This window comes from Viridibacillus sp. d25.2, assembly GCF_055456015.2.
The window spans coordinates 1034914-1049160 of sequence record NZ_CM196652.1 but is presented as its reverse complement, the minus strand read 5'-3'; the positions used below and the strand labels follow the sequence as shown (position 1 = coordinate 1049160).

18 protein-coding genes and 1 pseudogene are annotated in these 14247 nt (G+C 36.6%); 6 read left to right on the top strand and 13 right to left on the bottom strand.

Annotated elements, in window-relative coordinates; genetic code table 11:
* Nucleotides 1-142 precede the first annotated feature (142 nt).
* The gene (locus ACZLO7_RS05125; RefSeq protein WP_464938426.1) at nt 143-649 is read right to left on the bottom strand and encodes a hypothetical protein; all 507 of its coding nucleotides are present in this window, start codon (nt 647-649) and stop codon (nt 143-145) included.
* A 122-nt stretch (nt 650-771) separates the two neighbouring features.
* Between ACZLO7_RS05125 and ACZLO7_RS05120 the strand changes: the two genes are divergently transcribed.
* Nucleotides 772-1317, top strand: a complete 546-nt coding sequence (locus tag ACZLO7_RS05120) for a collagen-like protein (protein WP_464938425.1) — start codon at nt 772-774, stop codon at nt 1315-1317.
* Between the two features lie 326 nt (nt 1318-1643).
* On the opposite strand, the gene ACZLO7_RS05115 is transcribed toward ACZLO7_RS05120, so the two are convergent.
* From ACZLO7_RS05115 to ACZLO7_RS05105, 3 genes are all read right to left on the bottom strand, one after another.
* Entirely contained in the window at nt 1644-2039 is a 396-nt protein-coding gene (locus ACZLO7_RS05115) for a tyrosine-type recombinase/integrase (RefSeq protein ID WP_464938424.1), read from the bottom strand.
* Entirely contained in the window at nt 2026-2415 is a 390-nt protein-coding gene (locus ACZLO7_RS05110; RefSeq protein WP_464938423.1) for a hypothetical protein, read from the bottom strand. Before ACZLO7_RS05110 ends, ACZLO7_RS05115 begins: the two co-directional genes overlap by 14 nt.
* Before the next feature lie 147 nt (nt 2416-2562).
* Nucleotides 2563-2925 carry a HesB/IscA family protein gene (locus ACZLO7_RS05105; RefSeq protein WP_427751190.1) on the bottom strand — a complete coding sequence of 121 codons (363 nt, stop codon included), beginning with the start codon at nt 2923-2925 and terminating at the stop codon, nt 2563-2565.
* A 144-nt stretch (nt 2926-3069) separates the two neighbouring features.
* Here ACZLO7_RS05105 and ACZLO7_RS05100 point away from each other — a divergent pair, with 144 nt between their 5' ends.
* Both ACZLO7_RS05100 and ACZLO7_RS05095 read left to right on the top strand, forming a co-directional pair.
* Nucleotides 3070-3768, top strand: a complete 699-nt coding sequence (locus tag ACZLO7_RS05100) for a DUF2225 domain-containing protein (protein WP_464938422.1) — start codon at nt 3070-3072, stop codon at nt 3766-3768.
* A gap of 414 nt (nt 3769-4182) precedes the next feature.
* Nucleotides 4183-4461 (top strand): annotated as a pseudogene (locus ACZLO7_RS05095) (transposase); the annotation flags it as partial.
* A 149-nt stretch (nt 4462-4610) separates the two neighbouring features.
* Here the strand turns inward: ACZLO7_RS05095 and ACZLO7_RS05090 are convergent.
* Nucleotides 4611-4844 carry a NifU family protein gene (locus ACZLO7_RS05090; RefSeq protein WP_427751194.1) on the bottom strand — a complete coding sequence of 78 codons (234 nt, stop codon included), beginning with the start codon at nt 4842-4844 and terminating at the stop codon, nt 4611-4613.
* A 329-nt stretch (nt 4845-5173) separates the two neighbouring features.
* Here ACZLO7_RS05090 and ACZLO7_RS05085 point away from each other — a divergent pair, with 329 nt between their 5' ends.
* Entirely contained in the window at nt 5174-5506 is a 333-nt protein-coding gene (locus ACZLO7_RS05085; RefSeq protein ID WP_464938421.1) for a YuzD family protein, read from the top strand.
* Between the two features lie 55 nt (nt 5507-5561).
* On the opposite strand, the gene ACZLO7_RS05080 is transcribed toward ACZLO7_RS05085, so the two are convergent.
* The gene (locus ACZLO7_RS05080) at nt 5562-6629 is read right to left on the bottom strand and encodes an NAD(P)/FAD-dependent oxidoreductase (RefSeq protein WP_464938420.1); all 1068 of its coding nucleotides are present in this window, start codon (nt 6627-6629) and stop codon (nt 5562-5564) included.
* 155 nt (nt 6630-6784) lie between these two features.
* Here ACZLO7_RS05080 and ACZLO7_RS05075 point away from each other — a divergent pair, with 155 nt between their 5' ends.
* Nucleotides 6785-7021: a YuzB family protein gene (locus ACZLO7_RS05075; protein WP_464938419.1), complete on the top strand. Its 237-nt coding sequence runs from the start codon at nt 6785-6787 to the stop codon at nt 7019-7021.
* 52 nt (nt 7022-7073) lie between these two features.
* On the opposite strand, the gene ACZLO7_RS05070 is transcribed toward ACZLO7_RS05075, so the two are convergent.
* The gene (locus ACZLO7_RS05070) at nt 7074-7838 is read right to left on the bottom strand and encodes a TIGR01457 family HAD-type hydrolase (protein ID WP_464938418.1); all 765 of its coding nucleotides are present in this window, start codon (nt 7836-7838) and stop codon (nt 7074-7076) included.
* The gene (gene hepT, locus ACZLO7_RS05065) at nt 7838-8287 is read right to left on the bottom strand and encodes a type VII toxin-antitoxin system HepT family RNase toxin (RefSeq protein WP_464938417.1); all 450 of its coding nucleotides are present in this window, start codon (nt 8285-8287) and stop codon (nt 7838-7840) included. Before hepT ends, ACZLO7_RS05070 begins: the two co-directional genes overlap by 1 nt.
* 89 nt (nt 8288-8376) lie before the next feature.
* Here hepT and ACZLO7_RS05060 point away from each other — a divergent pair, with 89 nt between their 5' ends.
* Entirely contained in the window at nt 8377-8643 is a 267-nt protein-coding gene (locus ACZLO7_RS05060; protein WP_053418631.1) for a DUF3055 domain-containing protein, read from the top strand.
* A 716-nt stretch (nt 8644-9359) separates the two neighbouring features.
* Here ACZLO7_RS05060 and ACZLO7_RS05055 read toward each other — a convergent pair.
* The 5 genes from ACZLO7_RS05055 to ACZLO7_RS05035 all read right to left on the bottom strand — a co-directional run bounded on the left by ACZLO7_RS05055 (nt 9360) and on the right by ACZLO7_RS05035 (nt 14236).
* The gene (locus tag ACZLO7_RS05055; protein ID WP_464938416.1) at nt 9360-9755 is read right to left on the bottom strand and encodes a YutD family protein; all 396 of its coding nucleotides are present in this window, start codon (nt 9753-9755) and stop codon (nt 9360-9362) included.
* A 14-nt stretch (nt 9756-9769) separates the two neighbouring features.
* Nucleotides 9770-10705 carry a lipoyl synthase gene (gene lipA, locus ACZLO7_RS05050; protein ID WP_464938415.1) on the bottom strand — a complete coding sequence of 312 codons (936 nt, stop codon included), beginning with the start codon at nt 10703-10705 and terminating at the stop codon, nt 9770-9772.
* A 178-nt stretch (nt 10706-10883) separates the two neighbouring features.
* Nucleotides 10884-11648, bottom strand: coding sequence for a sporulation protein YunB (gene yunB, locus ACZLO7_RS05045; RefSeq protein ID WP_464938414.1), 765 nt, complete (start codon nt 11646-11648; stop codon nt 10884-10886).
* Nucleotides 11649-11690: 42 nt separating this feature from the next.
* Nucleotides 11691-12794, bottom strand: a complete 1104-nt coding sequence (locus ACZLO7_RS05040) for an HD-GYP domain-containing protein (protein ID WP_464938413.1) — start codon at nt 12792-12794, stop codon at nt 11691-11693.
* A gap of 68 nt (nt 12795-12862) precedes the next feature.
* Nucleotides 12863-14236, bottom strand: coding sequence for a bifunctional metallophosphatase/5'-nucleotidase (locus ACZLO7_RS05035; RefSeq protein ID WP_464938412.1), 1374 nt, complete (start codon nt 14234-14236; stop codon nt 12863-12865).
* Nucleotides 14237-14247 lie beyond the last annotated feature (11 nt).

The following is a 14247-nucleotide window of genomic DNA, read 5'->3' as shown; positions in this document are numbered from 1 at the left end:
GTTATCCGAAGTATCATTTCAATACATTAGATTATTATTTACTAAAAATTAAGTACCCAAATTGAGTACGCAGGTAAAGGTAAACAATGTTTACCCCTGAGATGGTGATTTGCCACCCTAGATTATCACCAAAGTTGGGGAATCATATATTCACGTAATAACGATTCATCTTCATTGCTTGCACAGCAATAGCAACTGATATCGCGTTGTCATCATGATTATTTTTACCTCGTTTATTCCCCATCTTACCGCTGTCTTCTTGATAGATTTTCATTTCATCTAAAGTTTCTAAACAATGAATATTGATAAGTCCAACTTCAAAGTGCTCTTTCATATCATTAATCAAATTAGTTTTAGTTACAGTTGTTGTCATGAAGCCTAATTGTCGGATTTTCTTACCCTTTTCATTGAATGTTTTCTGCTTTAATAAATTTATGTATTTGTACTCTTTTCTCAACTTTTCAAGTAATGGCAAGCCATATGAGTTACGCTCTACACATAAAAAGGCATAATTAAAGTACCTCCCCAATGAATCAACTATTTTAGCCAGTTCATAGACAGGTACTTTATTTGAGTAGAATGATACACATTGCTCAAATTTTTCCTCAAAGTGTGCAGTAACTTTACATTTATTTAAATGTTTAATCATGTAACCCAATATCTTTAAAAATATAACATCAAAAATGAACGATTTAATTTATAGTAAGATTGTTAGCCAATTGCCCACTCCATTTTTTGAATGAATAATATATTACAAATGGAGGTGGAAAAATGGATAACTGTAATAACTGTAATAAACAATCCTGCTTATGTGAAAGACAAAAAGGCCCTTTCAGAGCTGTTGAACTCTGTGGAATTACTGGTGTGTCTCCTATACCAATAACAACAACATGTAGTGGTTTATGTGAATACGGATATATATATAATCTAGGTGCTGAGGTTGTAGCTATAGATGCTGATATTATTTTTGATTCAACAGGCATAGTTACACCTGGAATTACCCATGTTCCAGGAACCTCTCAAATTATTGTTACCACACCGGGAATCTACGAGATTAATTTCGTCGTATCAGGTGTTGAGCCTAACCAATTCACACTATTTTTAAATGGCGCACCGGTTACGGGAACAACCTATGGTTCAGGGGCTGGCACTCAACAAAACACTGGTCAGGCAATAATTTCTTTAGCGTCCGGCAGTAGTCTTACACTTAGAAATCATTCTTCTGCTGCAGCAGTTACTCTGCAGACTTTAGCAGGAGGCACACAAATAAACGTAAATGCTTCTATTGTACTTAAATTGTTAAGTCCAATTGTCTAGAGATAAAATACTCGGTATGATTTTCTTCATTTCAAAACTTCAAAAGAATAGATTCTCCATTAGTTAGGAGTGATAAACCTTTAGCGCAGGAATTACTCCTCTCCTTTTTTCTTTTCAGATTTATTCACCCTTCCTGAACAATATCTTTCAGATATTCATTCAATATAGTGATGAAATTTAAAATTCAACTTTGGTATACCTGTCCCTGTTTAAAATAACCTTCCACTTATTCAACTAAACTACCCCGTTAGTTGAATAGCAACAATCTTTAAGAAAAGAGCGCCACCCCCTGTCATATCTCCGTAATACTTCAAACGTTTATTCATTTACGTACCTCTTACTTCTTCTCCGTTGCACGAAAGGAAAATCCGCTTAGCGTGCGGGAAGTGCGTTCGATTCTCGTCTATTAATTCAAATAGCAATTTCAAAGTTTCCGGTGAAAGCGGTATGACTCGATAACTTCGATTCTTATTAAACTCCGCTGCTAAGTGTAAACTGCGTGATTTAACGTCTATAGACTCGGCTGAAATTGAAAGCAACTCGTTCATACGCATTCCAGTATCCAATAAGCATATTTGAAATACATAGTCACGGAAGCCTACATATGTACGCTGATCACATGAATTTAATAACGCCTCAATTTGCTCATCCGTGAAAGATTCGATTTTATTTATATCATCTTTTTGACATTTGATATTATCCATTGGACTAACACGCACCATATTCCACCTTTGAAGCACGTATACGCATGTTTATAGTGGCCGTAGATAATCCAACACCATAATCACCACTCATATACTTATGGCCCTTATAACGAGGCGCTTTAGTTGTTAAATAGTGAATATATTCACAGCATATAGTCGTTGTTATATGGCTGACATACTTTGCTTTGTAATCGCCTTTAAGAAGCCAATCAGTAAAATAGCACCAGGTATTCGAATAATCATCTTGCGTTCGTTGGCGTATGCCCTCGCCCACTTTCGCAGTAATAAAGATATTCCACGCATCTGTTAATCCAATCGTGTGTATTCGTTCGGCGGAAGTTGCACGATCGCTTACCTTTCCTCTACGCTTTTTAATCGATCTATTTTCTTCCAAAACAAAAAACGCCCCTTACGTATCGTTAAATACGTAAAGAAGCGTCTATAATTAGCGCTGATATTCAAATAATCGCTGATAGTCGACTAACAACTATCGAAAGTAAATACGTAAGCATAGCGGTACACTGTCCGAACACTTAACGGATTAACAGCTTTCAGGAGTACCTTCTGTTTTTGCTGTTCTAAACGAAGTTCCACAACCACATGATGCAATAGCATTCGGATTATCAATGGTAAATCCGCCACCCATTAATGATTCTTTGTAATCGATTTTAGTCCCTTTTAAGATTGATGCATCTTCACGGGAAACAAGGATTTGTAAACCATGTTCTTCTTGTATAAAATCAACTTCTGTTTTTTCTTTTTCAAAACCCATACCGTATGACAGACCACTACAGCCGCCACCTTTTACAGCAATGCGTAAAAAAGAGCCTTCTTCTTCATTGTGCTGCATCATTTCTTTTACATGGATAGCAGCAGCTTCAGTAATTTCAATTACTTGCGTCATCTGTGTCACCTTCTTTCATATTTCTATCATAACAATAATTTATGTTGTAGTAAAACATCTCATACTCGAAAAATAGACACTTTTACAGATCTTTTATCTGGTATAATTGATTCATATATTAGAATAGGAAATGAGGGCTATGTTATGGAAATTTCACCTTATTACGAGAAGCAAATAGACTGCATTCATTGTAAAAAGAAATTTAAAACTACAAAAGTGCGTTCAAAATTTATCAAGGTCAGTAATAATGAAAGTGATTTTCATCCACTATACGAAAATGATGTTAACCCTCTATTATATAATGCATTTGTTTGTGAGCACTGTGGGTTTTCTTTCACGGAAGACTTTACAAAATATTTTGGACCAGGCGTATCAGAAGAGATTGATCAGAAAATCAGCTCTCATTGGAAAAAACATTCATTTGATAAAGAGCGAACAATTAATGATGCACTTCAAGTTTATCAATTGGCACTTGTTTGTGGACAAATGAAAAAAGAAAAGCATATTACACTAGCTGGACTCGCACTAAGAACAGCTTGGTTATACCGTACACTTGAGAACAAAGAACAAGAAAAACGATTTATGCACATTGCTCGTGATCAATATATAGATGCTTTCTCTAATGGCGATCATAACGGTACATCTATGTCAGAAGTTCGTGTAATCTACTTAATAGGCGAATTATCAAGAAGATTAGGAGAACGTGAAGAAGCCATTCGCTACTTTTCTCGTGTTATAGAAAAACAACGCTCTTCAAATGAAACTAAAATCATTGAAATGGCTAAAGAACAATGGCAAATAATGCGACATGAAAAGGAAATTGCTGAACGTACCGAAGTTTAATGATTCTTTTTATGAATTACACTTATCTATAAGAAAAAAAGAACCTTCTTTAAAAGGAAGGCACTGAAAAAGTCCAAAAAATGAATTTTAGCCATGGCGGAACGATTAATCGTTTCTGCCATGGCTTTTTCTTCGATGCCGTTAATCCGTTCCGGCGGTCGCTTTCCTGGGGACGAACCTTGTGCCTCCTCGTCGCTGGTGCTCCTGCAGGGTCTCGAGATGTTCGCTAGTTCCCCAAGGAGTCGCCACCTGCACTCCAATCAACTAGTTTTATCTTTCTCCTAAGTTTTCTATTCTTTCCGATTCACACCTAACCCTTTAAAATAAAAGGACTAATTCAAGATGGTACTGTCCATGATTTCCAGACAAGAAGCATTCACTCTAAGCCCCTATACGGCGAGGTTTGTCCATTACAAGGGTGGCTGTTATAAAGACAGTGCCAAAAGAAAAACATATTCAGTTTCCATACAATCAACCGAACATGAAGAGCAAGCAGCTTTTCAAGAAACGGAAAAATTCAAAAACTTAGCGAAAAAGCGCTATAAAATTGAAGCGAAGAATAGTGAGTTGAAAAATCCGCATGGCTACAATACGGCAAAATCGGCGGGTTTATTTGGCCCGGAAGTCCAAGGAGCTACAACAATATTTGCGGTGAATTTGAAACATATCTTGAAGCTATTAAATGAAGAATAAGGGAAATACAAAAAAACACCGGCACTTTCTGTTCAAAATCGAACAAAAAGTGCCGGTGTTTACTATTGAAGAACATTACATTTTAAAAATGTAAGTTTTTCAGTGCCCTCTTAAAAGAGGGCTCTTTTTCAACTCTATACAGTTGTTGCTTAGAATACTTGTTCTACCTCAATAATACCTGGTACTTCTTCTAATAACGCACGTTCAATCCCTGCTTTTAAAGTGATTGTAGAACTTGGGCAGCTTCCGCATGCGCCTAGTAAACGTAATTTTACGATACCATCTTCTATATCAACTAATTCACAGTCTCCTCCATCACGAAGAAGGAATGGGCGTAATTTATCTAAAACTTCTTGTACTTGTTCTTGTACTTGTTCTTGCATTTACAATCGACTCCTTTCCTTATAATTATTATAATATCAGACGAACGCAAAGGAAAGTATTTAAAACGCTCAATTAACGGTATAACAATATTTTAATTAAAATCCATTCAAAAAACACTATTCTCCCTGCGTTTAATAAGGTTGTAACTTATATATATCTATTTAACTTTTTTAGACTAAACTAATGAACGATTTTTAGCATCTTTTTATTAAAAGATATTTTTTAATAGTTTAAAATTGTCAGTGACAATCTTACTGTTTAACTTTATATTTATATGTGAGTACATATGGAAAAATTTTAGTATTTTAAACGAGAGGATGAATTGTAAGTGGCAGAAAAGACAATTGCAATTGAAATATTCGGAGCTAGTGTTATGTGTGCAAGCTGTGTTAATGCGCCTTCTTCAAAGGATACTTATGAGTGGCTACAAGCTGCGATTGACCGCAAATATCCGGAACAACCTTATCAAATCACATATATCGATATTGAACATCCTATTGAAGATGAACGCCATAACCAATGGGCAGAACGAGTAAGAGATGATGAATTTTTCTATCCATTAGTATTAATTAATAATGAAATTATTGGAGAAGGCTATATTCAGTTAAAGCCTGTTTTCAAAGAGCTTGAGAAATTAGGCTTTGAACCGATCGATAATTAAATATAATAAGCTGTCTCACCGCACAATTCTATCATTGTACATGAGACAGCTTTTTTTAACCATTTTGACGTTTGTACATCCAAAGTAAGCCTGATTTCATCAAGCGAGCAATTCTACCTGTTACAGTCTTATCTGCTAAATAGACGAAGCCTTGTTTCTTTCCTAAAGAACCCATAAAGCCTTTCAGCTTAATTTCAGGCATTTTCTCCGGAAGGGCTTCATTTTTCCAACGCAATTTTAATATACGAACAATATGTTCAGCTTGCTCTTCAGCTAATTGTGCACTTGGACCAAACTGTGAGGATGCACAGTCCCCAACCACATAGACATGTTCATCATTAGGTATATTCATATATTGAGTTATAACTACTCGCCCAGTACGATCAGACTCTAGACCTAAATCACGGACCACTTTTACTGGTTGAATTCCTGCTGTCCAAACAACTGCATCTACCGGAATTTGCTCTTCATGATTATGAAGCATATGTTGTTCTACTTTTGTAATATTCGAGTTTGCAATAACTTCAACATCATTATTATCGAACCATTTTTTAACATAATTACTTAAACGTTCTGGGAAATCTTTTAAAATACGAGAGCCACGATCAAATAATTTAATTTTAAGATCAGAGCGACTTTCTCGTAATTCACTTGCTAATTCAATGCCACTTAAACCTGCGCCTACGATTCCTACAACAGAACCAGATGGAAGGCCACAAAGAGCGTTATAAGCTTCACGTGATTTAGCCATTGTTTGGATGCTGTACGAGAATTCATCCGCACCAGGTACACCGTGATACTTATCTTCACAACCTAGACCAATGACTAAATCGTCATATGCTACGCTATTGCCACCTTCTAATAGTACAGCCTTGTTAACTGTATCAATATTTTCAATTTCTCCATAAACGATCGATAACCGTTCGTTATCCGGGAAATTTACACGAATCTGTTTCTCAGGTGTTGTACCTGCAGCTAAAGCATAAAAATCGGTTTTCAAGCTATGGAATGGTGCGCGGTCTACTAGAGTGATTTGTACATCTTCTGGTAAATTATTCGGTAATAAACGCAAAAGTATACGCATATTACCGTAGCCGCCGCCTAATAAGACTAATTTTCTCATAGTAATCTCCTTCTTCTTACAATATTACATGCCGTTTCATTTCAAAACTGTCCACTAAGAGTATAAACGATTGTGAGAAGTTTCACAATATAGACTCGAAAATTGACGAATGAAAAAAAAAATAGTAGCATTTCGAGTAGTGAGGTGAGGTGCACATGAATCCGCTTGTTGAGTTTTGTGTTAGTAATTTAGCAAATGGCTCCCAAGATACATTTGAAGTGCTAGAAATGGATCCGAATATAGATGTTTTAGAATATGGCTGTTTGAGCTATTGTACGAAATGCTCTAATTCTTTATATGCATTAGTAAATGGCGAAATAGTTGTAGCTGAAACGCCGGAAGAATTAACAAAAAAAATCTATCAATTTATAGAAGAGAATCCTTTATTTTAACCAAAAAAGTCGCAAGCTATGTGAATAAACTACATAGTTTGCGACTTTTATTTTATAATTGCCAATCGAGTAAGCTATTCATACTATACGTTGGTTGGATATCCTTTTTCAAAACAGATTCAGTAGGTGTTACTCCAGTATTCACATGTAATGTATCGATACCGAAGTGGATACCTGCTAATATATCCGTATCATAATTATCACCAATCATAAGCATATCTTCTTTTTCAAACCCATTCAATTGCTGTAAAATCGCTAGCATATGAGGCTGTGGTTTTCCGATATACGTAGGTTTCACACCTGTCACTTTATGAATTAACTCCGCAATCGCACCATTTCCTGGTGCAAATCCTTTTTCATTTGGAAATTTAATATCACCATTTGTAGCTACAAACTCAGCTCCATTTTGTATAGCATAGCAAGCATTTTCTATTTTAGAATAATTAATTTCTAAATCAATACCTTGCACTAACACATCCGGCTGGTCGGAAGTGAATGTTATATTTTCAGCAAGTAGAGCTTCTCTCAAGCCATCTCCACCTATCATTTGTACTGTTGCATTTGGATAGTGATTGCTGATATATTTTGCAGTTGCTATTGCTGAAGTTAAAATGTGAGCTTCTGGAGCAAAAATCCCCATTTTCAATAGTTTCTGCTGAACTTGTTGTTGCGTCATACGTGCGTTATTCGTGATATAGAAAGGTTCTATCCCATTCTTTTGCAATGCATGTATAAAAGCAACTGCAGACGGAATCGGTTCAGTCCCCTTGTACACAGTACCATCTAAATCTAAACAATAGGCTTTGTAAGCTTTCATTAGTGTACCTCTGGAATAAACGCAGATACTGGACCTAATTCATTCACTAAATAATGCTCTACTTTCGGTGCAAATGCTTTAATAGCACCTAAATTATTATTTAATACAGCTACTAGCTCTTCATCATTTACCTCTAAAATATCACGCACAAGTGCACGGCGTAAGCCAATTAACTCTTTTAATGGTTGATCCATTTCAGCAGTAATGACTTTTTCATCGACTAAAATATCGATTATATCCTCATAACTTCCAGGGTCACGCATAATAAAACCATCAATCATGGAGTTACCCACATCAATTATCGCTTCGATTAATGTATTCGCAATACGTTCCACAGCCAGTTTACGGATATCATCTGATAGCCAATCTTTTTGGCCTTCAAAAACCACTATTAATGAATTCATATATTCAAGATTTTTTATTATTTTTTTACGATCAACGAAATACACAGTACTTCCTCCATTCAAATTATAAAAGTTGATAGTCTTCTCCTTTCTATAGTACCATATCTTTAGAATCGGAAGGAGCTGCACGCGCAATGGAAAGATTTTTCTTATACGACGATGTCGAAGATACAAAGACTCGTTTTGTTAGCTTCACAGGCGAATCACAACGCTATGATTTAGCTATTTTACAAAGCGGACGCTTTTTTGGTAAAGTGCTCGTTTTAGATATGCAACTCGGCCGCTTCGCTATTCTCGGCTCAGACGACCTAGAAGAGCCAGGATACTTAGAACAAGTATACAATCGTCCCGAAGACGAAGCACAAGAACTACGAGAATACCTACATGAATTAATTGGGTAACCCTAAATGCTGAAGGCGCTCGTCCAGCTGCGAGGTCGTTGGAAGGCGGAAGACAAAGTCGCTCTTTGACTTTGAGCGCCCGACTGAAACGACCCGAGCAGCTAGCGCCTGAAGCTGGATAATTTTAAATGCTGAAGCGGCCCGTTTCGAGGAAGATACCCTAAGAACGCCACGTCCTGTGGCAACGGCTATCTGACCCACATCCTGTGGGCCTCCTACAAGCACTGTACAAAGGAACACAGTCTAAGAACGCCACGTCCTGTGGCAACGACTGCGTGACCCGCATCGTGCGGGCCTGAATCAAAGGCGCTTTTTGCCTTTGACCGAGGGACTGAAGTGACCTCGAGGGGCTGGCCGCTGAAGCTGGATATGCTAAATGCTGATGGCGCTCGTTTAGACTCGACAAGCACTGGAACCTTCGAATCGAAAACGTCTTTTCAGTTTTCGACCGAGAAGGTGGAAGTGACCTCGAGAGTCTAGCGCCTGAAGCTGGATATCTAACTAAATGCCCAAGGCGCTCTTCCAGCTGTGAGGTCGTTGGAAGGCGGAAGCCAAAGTCGCTCTTTGACTTTGAGCGCCCGACTGAAACGACCCGAGCAGCTAGCGCCTGAAGCTGGATATCTTTCTTTAGGTCCACAACCTAAGTCCGCGACGTCGTGTCGCAACAATTGACTGACCAACATCCTGTTGGCAAAAAAAAACATCGATCCAAGCTTCTAAAGCTCTGAATCGATGTTTTTTTGTTCTTCTTGATATATTTCATTGATAATGATTTCAGGCTCATCTAAATCCTCAGATACTACCTCTTCGGGCGCATCTTCTTTTACAGGAATAGGTGCCTTTCCTGTTTTCTTCAGTACGAAATAAGAACATCCAAAATTACAATATTCGTATAGATAATCTTGTAATGTGCTAAATTTCGTATCGAAAGAAGCCTTTTGATTTTTGTCATCAAAAAAGCCTTTCAAACGTAATTGGCCGTAACCCCAATCACCAACAATATAATCATATTTCGTTAAAATATCGCTAAATCGTCCAAGAAATGCTTCTTCTTGGAAACCTTCACGATAATCTGTTAATACATCATACGCCATTCGTTCTGCAATGACCATGTTACCACCATCCGTTAGTTATTCGTGATAGCGCCTTTTTCTTCGCCTAGCAGTTGTTTTTGTTTCGCTGCGGCATTTACTTGTTCATCGGCATGATAACTACTACGCACAAGTGGACCAGCTTCACAGTGAGAGAAGCCTTTACTCATAGCGATTTTACGCAGTTTACCGAATTCTAATGGTGAGTAGTATTTTTTCACCGGTAAATGTTTTTTCGACGGTTGTAAATATTGACCTATCGTCATTATATCTACATTATTTGCGCGTAAATCGTCCATTACTTCAATTATTTCCTCTTCTGTTTCTCCAAGGCCAAGCATTAATGATGACTTTGTTGGAATGTCAGGTTGCATTTCTTTTGCACGACGTAAAAACTCTAATGAGCGATCGTATTTTGCACGAGCGCGAACTCTTGGTGTTAAGCGTTTTACAGTTTCTATATTATGGTTTAAAATATCTGGTTTTGTATCCATTAATATACGTAAATTTTCTTCAATTCCACCCATATCTGAAGGTAATACTTCAATTGATGTGAACGGGCTTTTGCGACGAATTGCACGAACGGTTTCTGCGAAAACCTCTGCTCCTCCATCTTTTAAGTCATCACGTGCTACTGCAGTTACAACGACATGCTTTAAGTTCATAATTTCAACTGAATCTGCTACACGTTCTGGTTCTGCTGTATCTAATTCATTTGGAAGACCTGTTTTAACAGCACAGAAGCGACATGCACGTGTACATACAGCCCCTAAAATCATAAATGTAGCTGTACGTCTTTCTCCCCAGCATTCATGAATATTCGGGCATCTGGCTTCCTCACAAACTGTATGTAAATTCTTTTCTCGCATCAGTTTCTTTAGGCCTTTATAGTCGTCGTTCGTATTTAGCTTTATTTTTAGCCAATCTGGTTTTCTTATATGTTCTTCTTTAGTTGGTTTACATGATGTCATTGAAGATTCGTCTCCCATCATAAGGCTGATTTATTTATTGTATTACTTTTGTCAATGTAACATAATAAATAGTTTCAAACAACCTTCGATTACTAATATTGTCAAAATATTTTGCTATACCACACATTATTATAGATAATTAATTTTAATGAAATAAAAAGGGAAATTATTCTCTCTCTTACTTCAATTTAATTGGCACTTCTACTGATGGTGTCGTACCTCCACCATTAGTATAGATATTAGGTACAGTCCCTTTAAGCATGCCAAAGGCAACTGGAATACGTTGTTCCACAGTTGTTGATTTGGTTGCAAATGGAACAATAACTTGAACATTTACAGATAAATGAATACGTACTTCAACTACTGCATTATTAATACCAAATTCTTTAATTTCCGTCTCTACATTTGTATTTATTTTACCGATGACATGAAAACGTATAGGAATTTTAGGTCCTAAATTCCCTAATAACGGTAAATTTGTTGCCTGCCCTAGTGGAACAAAAAACACAATACCACCATCTTCTTGCATTGCATTGGCATCATATTCGATATTATCGTATTTTGGCAAACCACTTAAATTTCCAGATTCTGCTTCTTCAAGGTGGTTTTGTACAAGTGTATACGTTTCTGTCATGACACGATTAATAATTTCAGCATTAAATTTCGTCATTTTAGTATCTTCGCCTGGTACTTCTTCTATTATATCATTCACATCGAGGACATTTGAAGTTCTTGCGTTAATAGCCTTACTAATAACTTCAGATGCTATTCTATTCGTTTGAACTTCCGCATATTGCAGATATGTTGGCATCAGTCTTACATTCACTATATAAAATAAGAGCGCAATCGTACCAAAGAAACATACGATAATAATAGGCAATAATCGAGAGCGTTTTTGTCGTTTTTGCATTAATAACCTACGTCTTCTTTTTGGTAAACGCAAAAAAATTCCCCCTAATCATATGCTATGACTAAGGGGTGTTATTTATTCACTATGTACGAGGTATTCCACTTCAACCTGATGGATATGAACAGCTGGTTCGTCTTCCAAACAACATTCATAGGTTGCTGGCAATATTTCACCATTCTCCTCAAAAATGCGAATCCAAGGTTTATCTGTAGCGCTATGATTTTGTCTTGAGACAATTCCTCGTCGATCATCAGATAGTAAAACAACTGTCCCATTAGGATATATCGCTATACATTTCTGAAATGCCTTCACTACTTTTTCATCGTATAACGTACCGATTCCTTGTTTAATAATTTCCATTCCATGAGAAGGTAACATTTTCTTGCGATACACTCGATTAGATGTCACTGCATCAAATACGTCAGCAACAGCAATAATTTTAGCATATGGATGAATTTCAAAATCAACCAATCCGCGTGGATATCCGCTGCCATCAAGTCTTTCGTGATGTTGGAAAGCACAATGTGCTGATAATAAAGAAATAGTATGTAAGTTTCTTAATAAATCAAAGCCATACTTTGTATGAAGTTTCATTATATCGTATTCTTCATTTGTTAAGAGCCCCGGTTTATTTAATATGTCTTGTGGAATTAGCATTTTACCCACGTCATGTAACATGGCACCAATTCCAATTTGGCGTATTTCATCAGATGTATATTTCATCTCTCTTGCAATCGCAATAGAATAGATGGCCACTTGTAATGAGTGTTGATAGATATATTCGTCATATATAAATGCATCACTCAAAACTGTGATCATTTCTTCACTTTTTACAATACTTTCAAGTAACTGTTCTATAATACATCCAAAATGCTTTGACTCTTGATCTAAACAATAAGTTAAATCAGCATTTTTTTGATTTTTTAATATGCTGAAGGAATCTGTAATTTTTTCTACAGCTTTTCTTCTTACAAGCATTGGCACAGCTTCAACTATATTAATATCATGAGAAATTTCATCGTTAATATATACATATTGAACATTTAATTGTAAAAGTCGGTCGGCTATTTGATTTGATGCTACGACCCCTTCATGTAGTAAAGGTCTTCCAGCCTCATTCCAAATTGTCCTGCCGATCACCATACCAGGTTGCAACACTTTAGTTGAAATCAGCCTCATACTATTTCCCCATTCATAAACATAATCTATTCTCTATATTTTGACTCCTACAGAACTTTTATCAGGTCTTAATTTTCCCCTTTGAAAAATTCAAGTCCATACTGAATTAGAATATCACGTAAAAATTGAGGTAACAAGTATGATTTTGGTGTATTTTTGAAATCAGGAAAGAAATAACCAAAAGTATACATATCTAAAGTCACAAGTCTGTAGTTTTCTTTCAAGTTTGCTATACGTCCTCCTACTACTAACTGCCCCGTTCCATTGACTTCAAATTGATAGTTTAGCATCTTCCCCATCACGACACCTCTGAACCCTAAGCCCTTCACTTCTTTTCTTGGCCAATCTACATTTTGCGCTTCCATATAAACTTCTTTCAAACGCTCGCCTGTAAGTTCGATTACACAAGCATTGATTGGGTGTGGGAGCATACTGTGAATATCGTTAGCTGTCACTCTACCTTTTGGAAGTCCAGTTAAAAAAATCCCTGCATTGAATAAAGCACAATCAGCATTTGAAAATTGCAATAATGCTTTAGCAAATAGCCGTGAAAGATTTGAATGATGATACCATTCCTTATTGTAATAGCGATCTGTATAAAATACGGGTACATCGAGTAGTTCACGTCCTAATTGTTCAAGACCAGCTACTTGTTCTTTTTCTTTTTCTACAGATGCAAGGTCAATCGCTCTGTGAAGCATCGTTTTTTTCGTCACAACTTTTTTTGTATCGGTATCAAATAATATTTCAGTATGCCCTACAAATAAGCCAAATTTCCCTCCACCTGTTAACAGCACACCATTTACTTTTTTACCTTCATGTAAAATATGATGCGTATGTGCTCCGAAAATAACATCTATTTCAGGACACTGCTCAGCTAACAGCGTATCATCCGACAAACCTAGATGTGACATACAAACGATTATATCCACTTGGTTACGTAGTTCAATTACTTGTCTTTGCAATACTTCGAGTGGTTCTAGTACCTGCCAATCAAGTTGCTCATAAAATAGATAAAAAGGAGCAGTAGCTGCAATAACCCCAACCTTTATACCAGTTGCTGTATTATAAATCTTATATGGTTTGGCCCACTGAGGAATGTCACCATTATTATTCTGCAAATTAGCTACTATGATATCGAAATTTGCGTCATCATATAATGTATTCAATTCATTATTAGATAAAGTAATACCTTCATTATTCCCTATCGTTACAGCATCGTAATTTGCCTTATTTAATAATTCTACATTTCCTTTTCCAAGCGTTGCCTCAGTAAAAACATTTGAACGATCCATATAGTCTCCTATATCAAGAACAAAGCAACTATCGCCTACTTCTATATGCCACTTCTTTCGTGTCACAAGAAATTCGTGAGTACGTGGCCAATGCTCAAAATGACTATGGACATCATTTGTATGATAGAAATGGATTGTCTCAACCATAATATCCCCTC